The sequence below is a fragment of the Candidatus Roseilinea sp. NK_OTU-006 genome, from assembly GCF_012931985.1.
GTDB lineage: Bacteria > Chloroflexota > Anaerolineae > J036 > Brachytrichaceae > JAAFGM01.
The window spans coordinates 22322-38875 of record NZ_JAAFGM010000029.1 but is presented as its reverse complement, the minus strand read 5'-3'; the positions used below and the strand labels follow the sequence as shown (position 1 = coordinate 38875).

Here is a 16554-nt window from a genome sequence, read left to right as displayed (position 1 = left end):
GCTCAACAGGGCCGCAGGGCGTGTTGAGCAATTCGCGCCGATCAGCGCCGGCCGCCATGGCGTCAGCACCTGAACGGCTTGCAGAGGCGTCACACCCATAAACGTGCGTTGCTCACGGTTGAAGGTCATCTGGGCGACCACCGGTAGGTTGCAGGCAGCCTTGGCTGCACGCAGGGCCTCTTCGAGTTCTGCCAGATCGGAGAACGTTTCCAGGATCAGGAGATCGGCGCCTGCCTCAGCCAGCGCGCCGATCTGCTCATAGAAGGCGCGATAGGCCTCTTCGCGGCTGATATTGCCCAGCGGGGCGAGGTGGACGCCTAGCGGCCCAACCGCGCCGGCGATCAAAATGTCCGCGCGCACATCGCGCGCGGCCTGACGCGCCAGTTCCACGCCACGCATGTTGAGCTCCGCAGCCGAGGATTCCAAATTCCACGCAGCAAGCCGGAACGCATTGGCGCCGAACGTGTTCGTCTCCAAGATGTCTGCGCCGGCGGCGGCATACTGGCGATGAATATCTACGATGACCTCGGGATGCTTCAGGTTGAGCGCGTCGTAACACTCGTCAAAGCCGAAGCCGCGCGCATACAGCATGGTGCCCATGGCGCCATCGGCAAGCAGCGGACGTTCCGCTAAGCGTTCGAGGAAGTTTGAGCGAGACATCGTTTTTCAGGGCTGGGATGGCGGTGCATTCCCCATCGGGGCGATGCCAAGATCAACGCCATGCGCGCGCTGCCAGCAATTGAGGCTCAACGTTACACACCTGGGGTAGTTTCTCCAATGCGCCGACGCTGCGCAGCGCAGCAGCGGCATCGCCATCTTCGCGCTCCAGCCAAGCAACGTGGGGCGCATAGGGCAACGACTGGGTAATGACGAAGCCGAGCTTGCGAAACGCAGGAGCATGCGCCTCGACGCGCGCACCTTCGTTCAACCGGACGAAAACCCGACCGGTCGGCACGACCAACACGCCGCCGTTGCCCTGATAGACGGCGCTCACCCCCTCACCGGGCGCCTGCGGCTCTCCCTTAAGGATCAGATAGGTGCTGTCATCGTCTTTTAACGTCAGCACAGCCTCCTTTGCTTGAGCGGACGGCGCGTTCTTGACGGCGTGATAATTCTCGGCGCGGGTATAGATCACCTCAGCGTGCTCGGTGCTGGCGCGAAGGTACATCGGGTAGTCCAACAGATGACTCATAACTGTTGCCCACACGCGCAGAATGACGACGATGGCGATTCGGCAGCCATTTGACAGGGGATTATATCGGCCTGTATTATCGCCGCATATTCTCAGGCGGCGACGCCAAGCACTCGTCCTCTTGAACGGGTCTAAGTCTGGTTGAGCGTTGCAGTCGCGCGCCGCTTACAGCATACAGGAGCATTCATGAGCACATACACCGTTCAGTACGGCGGCAAGGCAGGACAGACGTACAAGCTCGTCGAGAGCAACGATCTCATCGCCGTGCGCGCGCGCAGCCGCAATCTGGTCTTCGCGACCGCACCCGGCGAAGGCGCAGCACTATCCGACGATGCCCTGGCAATCCTGGGTCACTTCGAGCTTGAAACGCAGTATTTCAACGCCGGCGTGGCTATACTGCGGACCCGCACGACGCGCCAGGCCAAGTCCATCCGCGATCAGGCGCGGGCCGTGCTGAAGAGCGAGCCGGACGTGCGCTTCGCCGGCCGCGTGCTGGTGGATCCGCAATCGAAAGCGCCGGTGCTCTACACCGAGAACCTCTTCGTCAAATTCGATGACGAAGCGAAGGCCGCGACTTGCCGTCAACTCATCAAAAAGTATGGCCTGACGATCAAGTCGCCGGTGGATTACGTGCGCAACGGTTACTTCCTCGGCGCGCCGGAGGGCATCGGCCTCGAAGTGTTCGATGTTGCTCAGCGGCTGCTCCAGGAGGAGGCAGTCGAATACTGCCATCCTGAGTTGATCCGCCGCCGGCGCGACCGCGCCGCCTTCCCCAACCAGTGGCACCTGCGCAAGACCACCATCGGCGGCCGGGTGATAGACCAGAGCGCCAACGTCGAGGCGGCCTGGGCGCTCTCGCAAGGGGAAGGGGTGACAATCGCCATCATTGACGACGGCGTGGACATTGACCACGAAGAGTTCGGCTCGGCGGGCAAGATCGTCGCTCCGCGCGATGTGACGCGCCGGACGGACGACCCACGCCCGGGCAACTCCGACAACCACGGCACGGCCTGCGCCGGCGTGGCGTGTGCCAACGGCATGTTTGGCGCATCGGGCGTGGCACCCAAGGCGCGGCTGATGCCGATCCGGCTGACCTCCGGCCTGGGCTCGCAGCACGAGGCCGACGCCTTTGTCTGGGCAGCGCAGCATGGCGCCGACGTGATCTCGTGCAGTTGGGGGCCGGCCGATGGTCAATGGTGGAATCCCAACGACCCGCTGCACAAGCAGGTCGTGCCTTTGCCCGATTCCACGCGCCTAGCAATGGACTACGCCGTGCGCAACGGGCGCAACGGCAAAGGCTGCGTGATCTTGTTTGCCGCCGGCAACGGCAACGAGAGCGTGGACAACGACGGCTATGCCAGCTACGACAAAGTGATCGCCGTCGCGGCGTGCAACGACATGGGGACGCGCGCCGCCTACAGCGACTACGGCAAAGCGATCTGGTGCGCCTTCCCCAGCAACCACGGTCATCCATCGCTGACGCCGGGTATCTGGACGACAGATCGCACCGGCGCGCCGGGCTACAACCCCGGCCAGACCAGCCGCGGCGACGCACAGGGCAACTACACGAACAGCTTCGGCGGCACGTCGAGCGCGTGTCCCGGCGTAGCCGGCGTGGCAGCGCTCATCCTGGCGCGCAACCCCGACCTACGCTGGGACGAGGTGCGCGAGATCATCAAGAATTCGTGCGACAAGATAGACGCGGCCAACGGCAACTACGACGCCAACGGCCACAGCCCCTGGTATGGCTTCGGGCGGGTAAACGCGCGCAAGGCAGTCGAGCTGGCTGCCCCGCCACAGCCGCAGCCGGTGGTGATCGTGTCGGTCAAGCAGGACGTGCCAATCCCCGATCTGAAGTCGGCGAAGCTGAGCGCGACCGTGGCCGAGACGCGCCCGCTCAAGGCGCTGAAGGTCTGGGTGGACATCGAGCACACCTATCGCGGCGACCTGGTCGTCACGCTCAAGCCGCCGGCCGCCTCCGGCATTGGCGACATCGTGCTGCACAATCGGCAGGGCGGCGCCGCCAACCACATCAAGCAGACCTACGACGCGGCCAACACGCCGGCGCTGGCATCGGTGGCCGGCAAGTCCCCCAGCGGTGAGTGGACGCTGCTGGTCGCGGATAAGGCGCGTTACGACGTCGGCAAGATCCGCGAGTTCAAGCTGGAGATGATTTTCGCGTAGGGCAGCCGTCGGTTATGCCGTCGGCTTGCCCTGCCGTCGCCTACCCTATTCTTCCAGCGTCGTCAGGTCGCCCTCCGGCAGGCCCTGCGCGCGCGCTTTCAACACGCGGCGCATGATCTTGCCCGAACGGGTCTTGGGCAGCTTGGCGACGAATTCGACCTTCTCCGGCCGCGCGATCGGCCCCATCACCTTGCCGACGTGCTGGCGCAGCTCCTCGGCCAGCTCCGGCGTGCCTTCGTAGCCCGCGCGCAGGATGACGTAGGTATAGATGGCGTTGCCGCGCACTTCGTGCGGCAGGCCGATGGCCGCAGCTTCGGCCACAGCCGGATGCGAGACCAATGCGCTCTCCACTTCCGCCGTGCCCAGGCGATAGCCGCTCACCTTGAGCACATCGTCCACGCGACCGATGATCCAGAAGTAGCCGTCCTGATCTACGCGCGCCGAGTCGCCGGTGAAGTAGCGACCGGGGTAGCGCGACCAGTAGGTCTGCACGTAGCGATCCGGATCGCCGTAGATCGTGCGGGCCATGCCGGGCCATGGCGCCAGGATGGTCAGGTAGCCTTCCTCACCGGGCGGAGTTGGATTGCCGTTGTCGTCTACCACCTCTGCGCGGATGCCGAAGAACGGTTGGGTGGCGCTGCCGGGCTTGAGCGGCGTGACCGGCAGCGGCGTGATCATGAAGCCGCCGGTCTCGGTCTGCCACCAGGTGTCCATGATCGGGCAGCGCGAGCCGCCTACGTGAACGTAGTACCAGCGCCAGGCCTCCGGGTTGATCGGCTCGCCCACCGAGCCGAGCAGGCGCAGCGATGAAAGATCGTGCTTCTTGGGCCATTCTTCGCCGAAGCGCATCAGGCCGCGGATGCCGGTCGGCGCGCAATACAAGATCGTCACGCCGTACTGCTCGACGATGCTCCACCAGCGATCGGGCGCGGGATGGGCCGGACCGCCCTCGTATATGATGCTGGTCGCGCCGTTCATCAGCGGCGCATACACGATGTACGAGTGGCCGGTGATCCAGCCGGGGTCGGCAGCGCACCAATAGCGGTCTTCGTCCTGGATGTCGAAGACGTAGCGCATGGTGGTGTAGGTGTAGACGGCGTAGCCCCCGTGCGTGTGCAGCAGCGCCTTGGGCTTGCCGGTCGAGCCGGAGGTGTAGAGGATGAACAGCGGATCCTCGGCATCCATCACCTCGGTCTCGCAGACCGGGCTGGCGTCTTTCATCAGGTCGTGCCACCAGTGATCGCGGCCCTCCACCCAGCCGATCTTGCGGCCGGTGCGCTTGTAAACCACGACCTTCTCGACGATGGGGGCTTCCTTGATCGCATCGTCGGCGATCTGCTTGAGCTCGACGACCTTGCCGTTGACGTAGGCGCCGTCGCAGGTGACCAGCACTTTGCTCTGCGAATCGAGGATGCGTCCGGCCAACGCCTGCACCGAGAAGCCGCCGTAAACGACCGAGTGCACCGCGCCGATCTTCGCGCAGGCCAGCATTGCGATCGGCAGCTCGATCACGCGGCCCATGTAAATTGTCACGCGGTCGCCCTTCTTCACGCCGAGCGACTTGAGCACGTTGGCGAACCTGCACACCTCGCGGTTCAAATCGGCGTAGGAAATTTGTCGTTCAGAGAAGTCTTCGCCCTGCCAGATGTAGGCGACTTTATTCTTGCGCCAAGTCTTCATGTGCCGGTCGAGCGCGTTGTGGACGATGTTGAACTTGCCGCCGACAAACCATTTGAAGAAGGGCTTGTTTGAGTCGTCGAGCACCTTCTCCCACTTACCGTACCACTCGAGTTCCTCGGCGCGCTCGGCCCAGAATTGCTCCGGGTGATCGGCGGCAAATTTGCTCAAAGTGTCCCGATCCTTGATGCGCGCACGCGCGACAACCTCTGGCGATGGGGGATAGAGGGTTTTGTGGTCAATCGAGATTTCCGCTGCTTGCGCCTGCAGTTGGGATTGATCGGACATCATGGCCTCCAGCTTGAGAATTGCCGGGATTTTAATTTCGCGGCGCGATGCCGGTCAAGCGAACTCCTCGTGCGCAACGGTCCAACGCGCGCTAAACTCCCGAATCATGACACCCGACACGCCGCAATCCTCCTATGACCTCCTGCTCAAGGGCGGGCACGTCATTGATCCAAAGAACGGGCTGGACGGCAAGCGCGACGTGGCGATCGTGAACGGCCGGATCGCCGCCGTTGCGCCTGACATCAACCCTGCAACAGCCGCCAAAGTGATTGACGTCTCCGGCCGCTACGTCACACCCGGCATCCTCGACATTCACATGCACGCCTATCACACCCGCGCGCCAGAGGGCGCGCCGGAAGGTCTGAGCGTGGTGGCCGACGCGCATACCTTTCGCAGCGGTGTGACGACCGTGGTGGACACCGGCACCGCCGGCGCGAATCACATCCGGCACTTCAAAGAGACGGTGATTGACCGCGCCAAGACGCGCATCTTCGCCTACGTCAACATCAGCGAGAACGGCATGTTGGGTGATTGGGAGCAAGACCCGCGCACCTTCGACGCCGAGCGCGCCGCCGAAGCCGTGTTGGCTTACCCCGACATCTGCGTCGGCATCAAGACCGCCCACTATTGGACGCGCCTGCCGTGGGACGCGCTGCATACGCCGTGGGCAGCCGTGGATCAGGCCATCAAGGCCGCCGAGCTGTGCGGCCGGCACGTGATGTACGACTTCTGGCCGCGGCCGCCGGAGCGCAGCTATCAGGAGTTGATCCTGAAGAAGGCGCGGCCGGGCGACATCCATACGCACGTCTACGCCCAGCAATTCCCGATCATCAACGAGGCCGGCCAGGTCAACGACTTCATGTTCGAGGCGCGGGCGCGCGGGGTGATCTTCGACGTTGGCCACGGCGCGGCCAGCTTCTGGTTCCGCAACGCCGTGCGCGCCATCCAGGGCGGCTTCCCGCCGGATTCGATCAGCACCGACCTGCACACCGGCAACGTCCACAGCGTCGTCGTGGATATGCAGACCACCATGAACAAGATCCTGAACGCCGGCATGTCGCTCTACGACGTGATCGCGCGGAGCACGGTCAACCCGGCCCAACAGATCGGCCATCCCGAGCTGGGTCACCTGAGCGCCGGCGCATGCGCCGATGTCGCCGTTTTCGAGCTGCGTACCGGACGGTTCAGCTTCATGGACTGCGGCCGCGCCAAGCTCACCGGCGACAAAAAGCTGGAATGCGTCCTGACGATTCGCGCCGGTGAGATCGTCTTCGACATTGGCGGGCTGAGCGCGCCGGAGTGGACAGCCGCGCCGCCGGAATATTGGGTCATCCCTGCCCTACAGCAATAGAGGACAGAATGAACAGAACATTTTGTCCATTCTGTCCGTGCCCTTGGCCACTGCTATGAGTATCTACGACGAACTGGGCGTTCGACCGGTGATCAACGCCAACGCCACACTGACCAAGCTGGGCGGCAGCGTGATGCCGCCGGAAGTGATCGCCGCGATGGAAGAGGCGGCGCGCTTTCATGTGGACCTCGAAGAGCTGCATGACCGTGTGGGCGAAAGGCTTGCCGCGCTGACCGGCAACGAAGCAGCGATGGTCGCTACCGGCGCGGCGGCCGGCATCGTGCTCGCCATCGCTGCGTGTGTCTCAGGCGGCGACCGTGAGCTAGCGCGACATCTTCCGCACACCGAGGCATTGGACAAAAACGAGGTGATCATGTTCACCTCGCACCGCAACGGCTACGACTTCGCCGTGCGCCAGACCGGCGTGAAGGTCATCGAGATCGGGAGTGAGACACACACCGACCCGGCTGAGCTCGAGGCGGCGTTCAGCCCGCGCACGGCGGCGTTCGTCTGGTTCCAGGGCTACTTCACCGGCAAAGGCGACCTGCCGATCGAGCGCGTCCTCGCGGCGTGCCGGGCGCGGGGTGTGCCGGTGATCGTGGACGGCGCGGCGCAATTGCCGCCTGTGGAGAACTTGTGGCGCTTCACACAGTTAGGCGCGGACTGCGCCATCTTCAGTGGCGGCAAAGACCTGCGCGGCCCGCAGACCACCGGCCTGGTCGTCGGCCGACGTGGGTTGATCCAAGCCATGCGCAAGCTCAGCAGTCCCAACCACGGCATCGGCCGACCGATGAAAGTGGGCAAAGAAGAAATGGTCGGGCTGCTGGCAGCCGTGAAACGCTACATCGCGATGGACCACGAAGAACGCCGCGAACGCGACGAGCGCGTGGTCGCCCATTGGTGCGCGACGTTCAGTGCGCTGCCCGGCGTGCGCGCCGTGCGATCCTTCCCCAACGAAGCCGGCCAACCCTTGCCGCGCTGCGAGGTATTCATCGATCCGCACCAAACAGGCATCACGCGCGACGCGCTGATCGCCCAATTGTGGGACGGCGACCCGCGCATCAGCGTCAGTGCATCCGACGACGCCGATGGCATCCTGCTGAACCCGATGACGCTGACGGATGAGGAAGTCCGTAGCGTCACCGAGCGTATCGTAAACTTGCTCCATCGTGGAATTTAGGCTCTTCGCTCCGCCGTGCGCCACAATCGTCGTTCTGGTCGCCTGCGGCGATCGCCCGCTGCTGCCGGCCGCCACGACCTGATTGACGTGCAGCAGCGCGGGCAGAAACCGAACATCTCTCGGCGATCCACACTCTGATCGCCGACGCGGGCGCGCCTGCGCACTTCGTCGAGGGCGGGTACGCGCGACATTCGCACGATCGTCGCGTGAGCGTTTGTCGAAGGAAGATCGGCGTGCTAATATCGCTTTGGCATCGCAGACCGGTTCATCTGCCGAGCGCACAGCGCAGGCGAGGCGATGTTCGCTTTGCCTGAGACGGTCGCCGCATAAAGGTGTGAAGCATGGCCGTTCAAACTGCCCCGATTCCCGTAAGCTTGCCGGAAGAACAGGCGCGCCCCAACGTGCTGCAGCGCGTCTTTCGCAGCTACGTCTTTCGCCGTCTGGTGAAGGCGGTGGTCACCATCTTCGCCGTCGTGACGGCCACGTTCTTCCTGATTCGCCTCATGCCCAGCAATCCCGTCGAGATCTTCATCCAGGAGCAGATCGCGATGTATGGCATGTCGTATCAGGAGGCGCGCGATCAGGCCTCGGCGCTGTTCGCCATTGACCTCGACGCGCCGCTGAGCCAGCAATACCTGGAGTACTTGGGCAACTTGCTGCGCGGCGACCTCGGCCAGTCCTATCGTTCCAAGGGCACCTACGTCGCGGACATCATCCGCCAGTTCCTCCCCTGGACGTTGTTCAGTGTCGGCACGTCGCTGCTGATCAGCTTCGTCCTCGGCGTGGTGCTCGGCATGCTGATGGCCTACCGGCGCGAGACGCCGATTGACTACGCACTCTCGACATTCGCATCGCTGGTCAGCTCGGTGCCGAATTACCTGATCGCCATCATCCTGCTGGTGGTGCTGGGGCCGCAGTTGAGGATCATCAACATCGCCAGCATGCGCGGCTCGATCTCGCCGGGTGTGCAGCCGGGCTTCACGTTGCACTTCTTCCTGGACGTGCTGTATCACGCTGCGCTGCCCATCTTCGTGTATGTGCTCACCACCATCGGTGGCTGGATGCTGGCGATGAAAAGCAGCACGATTGCCACGCTGGAGGAAGATTACGTGACCGTAGCACGGGCACGTGGCCTGAAGGACGGACGCATTATGACCTCGTATGTCGGTCGCAACGCCTCGCTGCCGCTGTTCACCCAGCTCGCCATCAGCATCGGCTTCGTCTTCGGCGGCTCGGTGCTGATCGAGGCGATCTTCGTCTATCAGGGCATCGGCCAGCAGTTGATCAAGGCCATCAACCAGCGCGACTACCCGGTGATGCAGGGCATCTTTCTGATCATCACCATTTCGGTCATCATGGCCAACCTGATCGCCGACTTGTTGTATAGCCGGCTCGACCCGCGCATCCGTCTGGGTCAAGGAGAGACGAAATGACGTTTTTGAAAGGCATCGCGCACTGGGTCAACCAAACGCTCAGGTTGATCGCCCGCAACAAAGCCGGCTTCCTGGGCTTCATCGGGCTGCTGTTCTTCATCTTCCTGGCCTTCGTCATGCCGTTGTTCGTGCCGCTGGACAAGACGTCGCGCGTGGACAAAATCTACAACCCGCCCTCCGCCGAGCACATCCTCGGCACCGACTTCCAGGGCCGCGACATCTTCTCGCTGGTCGTGCACGGCGGGCGGGATGTGATCGTCATCGCTTTCCTCACTGGCGCCATCAGTACGCTGATTGCCGTGGTGCTCGGCTCGACCAGCGCGCTGTTGGGCGGCGCGGTGGATTCGGCCATCATGACGGCGACCGACTTCTGGTTGGCCATTCCCACCTTTCCACTGCTCGCCGTGCTGGCCACGCAGATCAAGTTGAACGACGTGTGGCTGCTATCGCTCATCCTCGCGCTGCTGTCGTGGGCGACGCTGACGCGGGCCATCCGCTCGCAGGTGCTCTCGCTGCGCCAGCGCGACTATGTAGAAGCGGCACGCTCGCTCGGCATGAGCAACCGGCACATCATCTTCAAGGAGATTCTGCCCAACATGATGAGCTACATCGCCATCAGCCTGGTGTTTGCCATGACCGCTGCGGTGTATGCGCAAGGCGGCTTGGTGTTCCTCGGCCTGCTATCGTTCTCCGACAACAACAGTTGGGCGGTGACGATTCAACTGGCGTGGACGCGCGGCGCGATCTTCTTCAAGGACAGCTTTCTGAACATCATGGCCCCGGTGATCGCGATTGCGCTGTTCCAGCTTTCGCTCGTGCTGTTCACCCGCTCGCTGGAGGAGATCTTCAACCCGCGGCTGAGGGTGGGAGTGTGAGTCAGGAGTCAGGAGTCAGAAGTCAGAGGTCAGGAGTCAGAAGTCGGAAGTTGGGAGTGAAGGACGGCAATGAGCGAGGGCGTGAAAGCAGCAGGTGAACCGGCGCTCCTGGTTGAAGACCTGTGGGTGGAGTATCCAGCGCGGCGCGGCGTGGTCAAGGCCGTGCGCGGCGTGAGCTTCGAGCTGCGGCGTGGCGAGACCCTCGCGCTGATCGGCGAGAGCGGCTCCGGCAAGACTACGCTCGGTCTGGCCCTGGTGCGGCTGCTGCCAAAAGCGGCGCGCATCAAGCAGGGCCGGATCATGTACTATCGCAACGGCAGCTCGCAGGATGTGCTCGCGTTGAACGCCGAAGAACTGCGCCGCTTCCGTTGGCAAGAGTGCGCGATGGTCTTTCAAGGCGCACAGAATGCGCTCAATCCGGTGCTGCGCATCGAAGCGCAGTTTCTGGACACCGCCCGCGCGCACGGCATGGCGAACGCCAACGCCGTGCGCGAGCGCACCATCGAGCTACTGAAGATGGTGCAGCTCGATCCCCAACGGGTGATGCACTCCTTCCCTCATGAGCTCAGCGGCGGTATGCGCCAGCGCGTGCTGATCGCACTGGGGCTGCTGCTGCAACCCCAGGTCATCATCCTCGACGAGCCGACCACCGCACTCGACATCCTCACGCAGCGCTCGGTGATCGAGGTGCTGCGCCGGCTGCGAACGCAGCTGGACTTCTCGCTCATCTTCATCTCGCACGACCTGTCACTGGCTGCCGAGCTGGCTGACCGCGTCGCGACGGTGTACGCCGGCGCTATCGTTGAGATCGGCAGCGTCTACGACATCTTCGAGCGACCGCGCCATCCATATACGCTGGCGCTCACCCGATCCGTGCCCACCGTCACCGGCGAGATGCACCCGTTGGCATCCATCCCCGGCTCGCCACCCGACTTGATCAACCCACCGCTCGGCTGCGCCTTTCACCCGCGCTGTCCGTATGCCACCGATCAATGCCGCAGCCAAGAGCCGCGGCTAGAACGGGTTGGCGACGATCAACTTGCAGCTTGTTGGCACTGGCAAGAGGTGAAACCATGACGGCGAACGCTGCGCCCATCATCGAACTCGATCACGTCTCGCGGGTCTTCGAGCAGCGCCGCAAGCAGGTAAAAGCTGTGGACGACGTGTCACTGGCCGTGCAGGAAGGCGAGGTGGTGTGCTTGGTGGGCGAGAGCGGCTGCGGCAAGACCACCACGGGCAAGATGATCGCCGGACTGATCCATCCTTCCGGCGGCGAAGTGCGCTACGCCGGCAAGAACATTTGGGCGATGGGCAAAGACGAATTCCAGCGTTATCGCCTGGCCGTGCAGATCATCCATCAGGACCCCTACGCATCGCTCAACCCGGCGCACACGGTCTACGGCATCATGAGTGCGCCGCTGCTGCAACATGGCATCGTCGCCAATCACAAACAAGCGCGTGAGCGCGTGCGGGACTTGCTGCGCACAGTGGACATGACGCCCCCCGACGACTTCCTGGACAAATACCCGCATCAACTCAGTGGTGGGCAGCGCCAGCGCGTGTCGGTGGCGCGCGCGCTGACCGTGTCACCCAAAGTGATCGTGGCCGATGAGGCCGTCTCCATGGTGGATGTGTCCATCCGTGTTAGCCTGCTCAACATGCTGGGCCGGCTAAAGCGCGACCTGGGCGTGACGTTTATCTTCATCACGCACGACCTGGCCGTGGCCAAACACTTCGCCTGGGAAGGCCGAATCGCGGTGATGTATCTGGGCCGGATGATCGAGATCGGCCGCACGCCGCAGATCATCAACCACCCACAACATCCTTACACCCGCGCCCTGCTCTCGGCCATCCCCGAGGCCGACCCGCGCATCACGCGCACGAAAGAGCGGCTGCAACTGCGCAGCCTAGACATCCCCAGCTTACTCAACCTTCCTAGCGGGTGTTCCTTTCATCCGCGCTGCCCGCTGTTCGAGGAAGGTCTGTGCGAGGTGAGCGTCCCGCCGCTGGCGGACATGGGCGAAGGCACGCGCGTCGCCTGCCACGTCGTCGCCCGCGAGCGGGCAAAGGAGGCGGCATGAGCGAAGGGATGACCCGCACGGCGCTCTCTCTCGCGCTGTTCATCGTGATCGCGTCCGCTGCGGTGCTGATCGGCCAGGCGCCCGGTACGGCGGAGTTCGTCGTATCGGTCATGAGCCTTGCGGTCGGGCTGATCTTCGCCGCTCTCGTGGTGCTCATCGCCCGGCGGGGCATGAAGTGACGACAAGGAGGTGATGTATCGGCATCGAGTGTGCTCATCCGATTCCCTACGCATCGTAGTTCGGCTAACGAATCTCAATATCTGAAGTAGGAGGAAAGTGACCATGTCTGACAAGAAAATCGTCAACCGAAGGCAATTCTTGAAGGCCGCTGCGCTGACCGGCGCCGGCGCATTATTGGCTGCGTGCGCGCCGCCTTCGGCACCTGCTGCCCCTGCAGCGCCCGCTCAGCCCGCTGCCCCTGCCGAACAGGCGCCGGCTGCCGAGGCAACCAAGGTGCCCGAAGCCGCCGCTCCGAAGATGGAGAAGACCGGCGAATTCCACGGCGCCTTCCCGTACCAGGTGCCGCCTACCGGCCACTGGAACTCGTTCGTGCCCGACGGCATCCCCAATGGCATTTCGATTTACTGGGACCTGCTTGAAATGCCGCTGGCGCGCTACAGGTGGGCCGAGGGCGAATACGTGCCGCTCATGGCCAAAGAGTGGAAGTTCGACGGCGACAACTTCGTGGTCATGCTGCGCGAAGGCGCCAAATGGAGCGACGGCAACCCGTTCACGGCGAAGGACGTGGTGGCCACCTTCAACATGGGCCGCTTGTTCAACTTCACGCTGTTCAACTACGTGGACGACGTGCGCGCCAAGGATGACCTGACGGTCGAGTTTCACATGAACAAGCCCAGTACGCTGGTGCGCCGGCTGGCGCTGGTGACGCCCATCCGCTCCGCAGCGACCTACGGCCCGATCGCCGACAAGGTGGCAGCGCTGGTGAAGGAGGGTAAGGGCAAGGACAGCGACGAGTGGAAGGCCCTGCTGAAGGAAGCGACCGAGTTCCGCCCGGAGAAGCTGATCGTATCCGGCCCCTACAACATTGATCCGGCCAGCATCACCGACGCCTCGCTCACCATGAACCTGAATCCGACCTCGTGGGCAGCGGAGAAGGTGAACTTCGCCAAGATCGTGCTCTACAACGGCGAGACACCCGTGGTGACGCCGCTGGTGCTCTCCGGCGACATTGACTATGCCACACACGGCTTCCCGCCAGCCACGGAGAAGGAGTTCGTCAGCCAGGGCATCCGCATCATCCGCGCGCCAACCTACAGCGGCCCGGCTATCTACTTCAACCACGACGTCTATCCACTTGGCTTGAAGGAAGTGCGCCAGGCCATAGCCTACTCGGTCAAGCGCGATGAGAACGGCAAGGTATCGCTGGGCGATTCCGGCGTGCCGCACAAGTACATGGTCGGCATCAGCGATAACCTGATCCCCAACTGGATCGAGGCCGATGCGCTGGCCCAGATGAACACCTACGACTACAACCCGCAGAAAGCCGAGGAACTGCTGACCGGCATCGGCTTCAAGAAGGGCGATGACGGCGTGTGGGTGGACGACAAGGGCAAGAAGCTCGAATTCGAGTTGACCGTGCCCGCCGAGTTCGCCGACTGGTCGGCTGCTGCCGAGAACCTGGCCAACCAGTTGAACCAAGCTGGCTTCAAGATCACCGTGCGCGGCGTGCAGTTCCAACAGCACGCCAAGGACATCCCGGCCGGCAATTTCGTCATGGCCATCCGCGGATGGGGCGCCGGCAACCCCCACCCCAGCTTCTCCTGGATCACGCCACTGTTCAACGCGAACTACGTCGCATCCACCACTGGCAAGGGCATGAACTTCCCCATGAAGCAGAAGGTGGGCGACCAGGAAGTGGATCTGGAGCAGTTGATCACCGACTCCGCGCTCGGCCTGGACGAGTCGGCGCAAAAAGCAGCCGTAACCGAAGTAGCCAAGGTGTTCAACGAGTTGCTGCCCATCGTACCGCTCTGGGAGCGCTACGGCAACAACCCGGCCCTCAACGTGCGCGTCGAAGGCTTCCCACCCGACGGCGACCCGATCTACAAGAACGCAGTCTATGGCGACAACTTCGTGGTGATGATGATCCTCGACGGCACGCTGCGACCCAAGTCGGGTTAAGCGCACCGAACACTGCAACAGAAACCAGGTTTCTCCCAGGAAACCTGGTTTCTCTTTTCTTTGCGATGCCCCACGACATCTCCGCGCTCGCTGCACTGATGGCATCGGCGCTCGATCGCGTCTTTCCGGCAGCGCAGCTTCAGGTACGCATCGGCGGCGAGATCGTCTATGATGCCAGCTTCGGCTTCCTCGACCCGGAAGCACGGGCGCGCCCCACTCAAGCCACGACGCGCTTCGACCTGGCCTCGGTCTCTAAACTCTTCACCGTCGTCGCATTCATGACGCTGGTGGAGGAAGGCCGCGTCCGGTTAGATCAGCCCGTCGCCGAGGTGCTGCCCGAATTTTGCGGCCGCCGGCCCATCGCGCCCTACCCCGACCCGCTGCGCCCCGGCCGCTTCGTCGAGATCGCGCCGCATACCAAGGGCGCGGTGGACGCAGGCGCAGTCACCTTCCGTCAGCTCCTGTCGCACAGCGCCGGATTGCCGGCCTGGTTGCCGCTCTGGAAGATGGCCGCCGAATGGCAGCGCACGCTTGGGCCGGAAGACGTACAGCGCCGCTTGCGCGAGACCGTCCTCGCCACGTCGTTCGCTTATCCGCCCGGCGCACACGTCGTCTACAGCGATATCGGTTTGCTGCTCATCGGCTTCGCCATCGAACGCCTGACCGGCGAGACGCTGCGCGAAGTTGTGCGCAACCGCGTCACGGCGCCACTGGGTCTAGATTCCATCGTCTACGGTCCGATCCCCTGCGACTCCGCTGCGCCGACCGAGTTCTATGCGCATCAAGGCCGGCGCATGTGCGGCGAGGTGCACGACGAGAACGCGTTCGCATTCGGCGGTGTCGCCGGACATGCCGGCTTGTTCGGCACGGCGCACGACGTCGCTGCCTTTGGCGAGGCTTTGCACCGCGGATTGGCCGGCGGGCACGAGACGGTGCTGCGACAAGAGACGCTGGCCGAGATGGTGCACCTGCAAGCGCAAGATGGCGACGTGCGACGCGGGTTGGGGTTTGCCTTGCGCTCGCCTAACCCGAACGCGATGAGCTATCCGCTGGGCGAGGGCGCCTTCGGTCACCTCGGCTTCACCGGCACGTCGTTGTGGGTAGACCCATCGCGCGCGCTGGTCTTGGCCTGCCTGACCAATCACATCTACTACGGGCGCGAGGGCGAGGACACGATCACGCCCTTTCGGGCGGCGTTGACGCGAACTGTCGTCGAATGGGTAAAATCGGCGCATGGCAACCGATCCACTGACCCCCGAACAAGTTGAGCAATTCCTCACACGCGGTTTCATCGTGCTGCACGATTGCTTCAGCCGCGACGCCGCCGCCCAACTCACCGACCAAATTTGGCCGCGACTGGGCTACGACCCCAACGACCGCAGCACGTGGAAGCAATCGCGCGTGCATATGCCGGCCCGCCAGCGGTTCGAGATCAAGACCTTCGCGCCGAAGGCCTGGGAAGCGATGTGCTTCCTGTGCGGCGGCGAGGAACGCATCGCCCAGCCGGCCCGCTGGTCGGATGCCTTCATCGTCAACTTCAACGAAGGCGCCGACCGGGAATGGATCCCGCCGTCGCCGGCAGCCCCCGGCTGGCACAAAGACGGCGATTTCTTCCTGCACTTCCTCGATAGCCCCGAGCAGGCCCTGCTGACGATCGTGCTTTGGAGCGATATCGAGTCGAAAGGCGGCGGCACCTTCCTGGCCTGCGACTCGGTGCCGCACGTCGCGCGCTATTTGGCCGACCATCCCGAAGGCGTGCACCCCTACGCATTTCCCAACGCGTCTTTCGTCGCTGCGTGTCATGACTTCGTTGAGGCCACCGGACGCGTGGGCGACGTGTATCTCATGCATCCGTACATGATTCATGCAGCGTCGTTCAACCATTCCGACCGGGTGCGCATCATTACCAACCCGCCCATTGCGCTGAAGGCACCGATGTGCTTCAAGCGCGACAATCCGGCCGACTACTCGCTAGTCGAGCTGGCCGTGCTGCGCGGGCTGGGTGTCAGCCCGGAGCAAGGCTACGACTTCCGGCCCACCGCCCCGCGCGAGAAGATCGTGCCGGAACGCGTGCGCATCCAACAACAAATGCTGGAGGAGGAGGCGAAGCGGTTAGGGGAATCGGCTTCGGTGCAGAATTTCTGAGCCGAA

Annotated in this window: 14 protein-coding genes; 11 read left to right on the top strand and 3 right to left on the bottom strand. The window is 63.5% G+C overall.

All coding sequences use genetic code 11. The annotated features are described in order from the left end of the window. Both GXH28_RS12815 and GXH28_RS12810 read right to left on the bottom strand, forming a co-directional pair. Positions 1–660, bottom strand: a 660-nt coding sequence (locus GXH28_RS12815; RefSeq protein ID WP_206156841.1) for a homocysteine S-methyltransferase family protein, incomplete at its 3' end; no start/stop codon positions are given. A gap of 52 nt (positions 661–712) precedes the next feature. Beyond that, positions 713–1192, bottom strand: coding sequence for a hypothetical protein (locus GXH28_RS12810; RefSeq protein ID WP_169239426.1), 480 nt, complete (start codon positions 1190–1192; stop codon positions 713–715). A 186-nt stretch (positions 1193–1378) separates the two neighbouring features. Between GXH28_RS12810 and GXH28_RS12805 the strand changes: the two genes are divergently transcribed. Beyond that, complete coding sequence (locus GXH28_RS12805) at positions 1379–3376, top strand: S8 family serine peptidase (RefSeq protein WP_169239425.1); 1998 nt, start codon at positions 1379–1381, stop codon at positions 3374–3376. 45 nt (positions 3377–3421) lie between these two features. Here GXH28_RS12805 and acs read toward each other — a convergent pair whose 3' ends face one another. Next, a complete protein-coding gene (gene acs, locus GXH28_RS12800) occupies positions 3422–5341 on the bottom strand; it encodes an acetate--CoA ligase (RefSeq protein ID WP_240550391.1) in 1920 nt (639 codons plus the stop codon). A 106-nt stretch (positions 5342–5447) separates the two neighbouring features. Here acs and GXH28_RS12795 point away from each other — a divergent pair, with 106 nt between their 5' ends. From GXH28_RS12795 to GXH28_RS12750, 10 genes are all read left to right on the top strand, one after another. Next, positions 5448–6692 carry an amidohydrolase/deacetylase family metallohydrolase gene (locus GXH28_RS12795; protein WP_169239423.1) on the top strand — a complete coding sequence of 415 codons (1245 nt, stop codon included), beginning with the start codon at positions 5448–5450 and terminating at the stop codon, positions 6690–6692. A 55-nt stretch (positions 6693–6747) separates the two neighbouring features. Next, the gene (locus GXH28_RS12790; RefSeq protein ID WP_169239422.1) at positions 6748–7872 is read left to right on the top strand and encodes an aminotransferase class V-fold PLP-dependent enzyme; all 1125 of its coding nucleotides are present in this window, start codon (positions 6748–6750) and stop codon (positions 7870–7872) included. A gap of 341 nt (positions 7873–8213) precedes the next feature. After that, positions 8214–9305, top strand: a complete 1092-nt coding sequence (locus GXH28_RS12785; protein WP_206156840.1) for an ABC transporter permease — start codon at positions 8214–8216, stop codon at positions 9303–9305. Beyond that, positions 9302–10180 (top strand): ABC transporter permease, encoded by an 879-nt coding sequence (locus GXH28_RS12780; protein ID WP_169239421.1) that lies wholly within the window; start codon positions 9302–9304, stop codon positions 10178–10180. Before GXH28_RS12785 ends, GXH28_RS12780 begins: the two co-directional genes overlap by 4 nt. A 69-nt stretch (positions 10181–10249) precedes the next feature. Then, positions 10250–11257: an ABC transporter ATP-binding protein gene (locus GXH28_RS12775; RefSeq protein ID WP_169239420.1), complete on the top strand. Its 1008-nt coding sequence runs from the start codon at positions 10250–10252 to the stop codon at positions 11255–11257. Then, positions 11254–12261 (top strand): oligopeptide/dipeptide ABC transporter ATP-binding protein, encoded by a 1008-nt coding sequence (locus tag GXH28_RS12770; protein ID WP_169239419.1) that lies wholly within the window; start codon positions 11254–11256, stop codon positions 12259–12261. The genes GXH28_RS12775 and GXH28_RS12770 overlap by 4 nt, the downstream gene beginning before the upstream one ends. Continuing rightward, positions 12258–12440 carry a hypothetical protein gene (locus GXH28_RS12765; protein ID WP_169239418.1) on the top strand — a complete coding sequence of 61 codons (183 nt, stop codon included), beginning with the start codon at positions 12258–12260 and terminating at the stop codon, positions 12438–12440. The genes GXH28_RS12770 and GXH28_RS12765 overlap by 4 nt, the downstream gene beginning before the upstream one ends. A 103-nt stretch (positions 12441–12543) precedes the next feature. Continuing rightward, positions 12544–14403, top strand: coding sequence for an ABC transporter substrate-binding protein (locus GXH28_RS12760; RefSeq protein WP_169239417.1), 1860 nt, complete (start codon positions 12544–12546; stop codon positions 14401–14403). A 65-nt stretch (positions 14404–14468) separates the two neighbouring features. Next, positions 14469–15671, top strand: coding sequence for a serine hydrolase domain-containing protein (locus GXH28_RS12755; RefSeq protein WP_169239416.1), 1203 nt, complete (start codon positions 14469–14471; stop codon positions 15669–15671). Then, positions 15637–16548, top strand: a complete 912-nt coding sequence (locus tag GXH28_RS12750; RefSeq protein WP_169239415.1) for a phytanoyl-CoA dioxygenase family protein — start codon at positions 15637–15639, stop codon at positions 16546–16548. Before GXH28_RS12755 ends, GXH28_RS12750 begins: the two co-directional genes overlap by 35 nt. Positions 16549–16554: the final 6 nt, after the last annotated feature.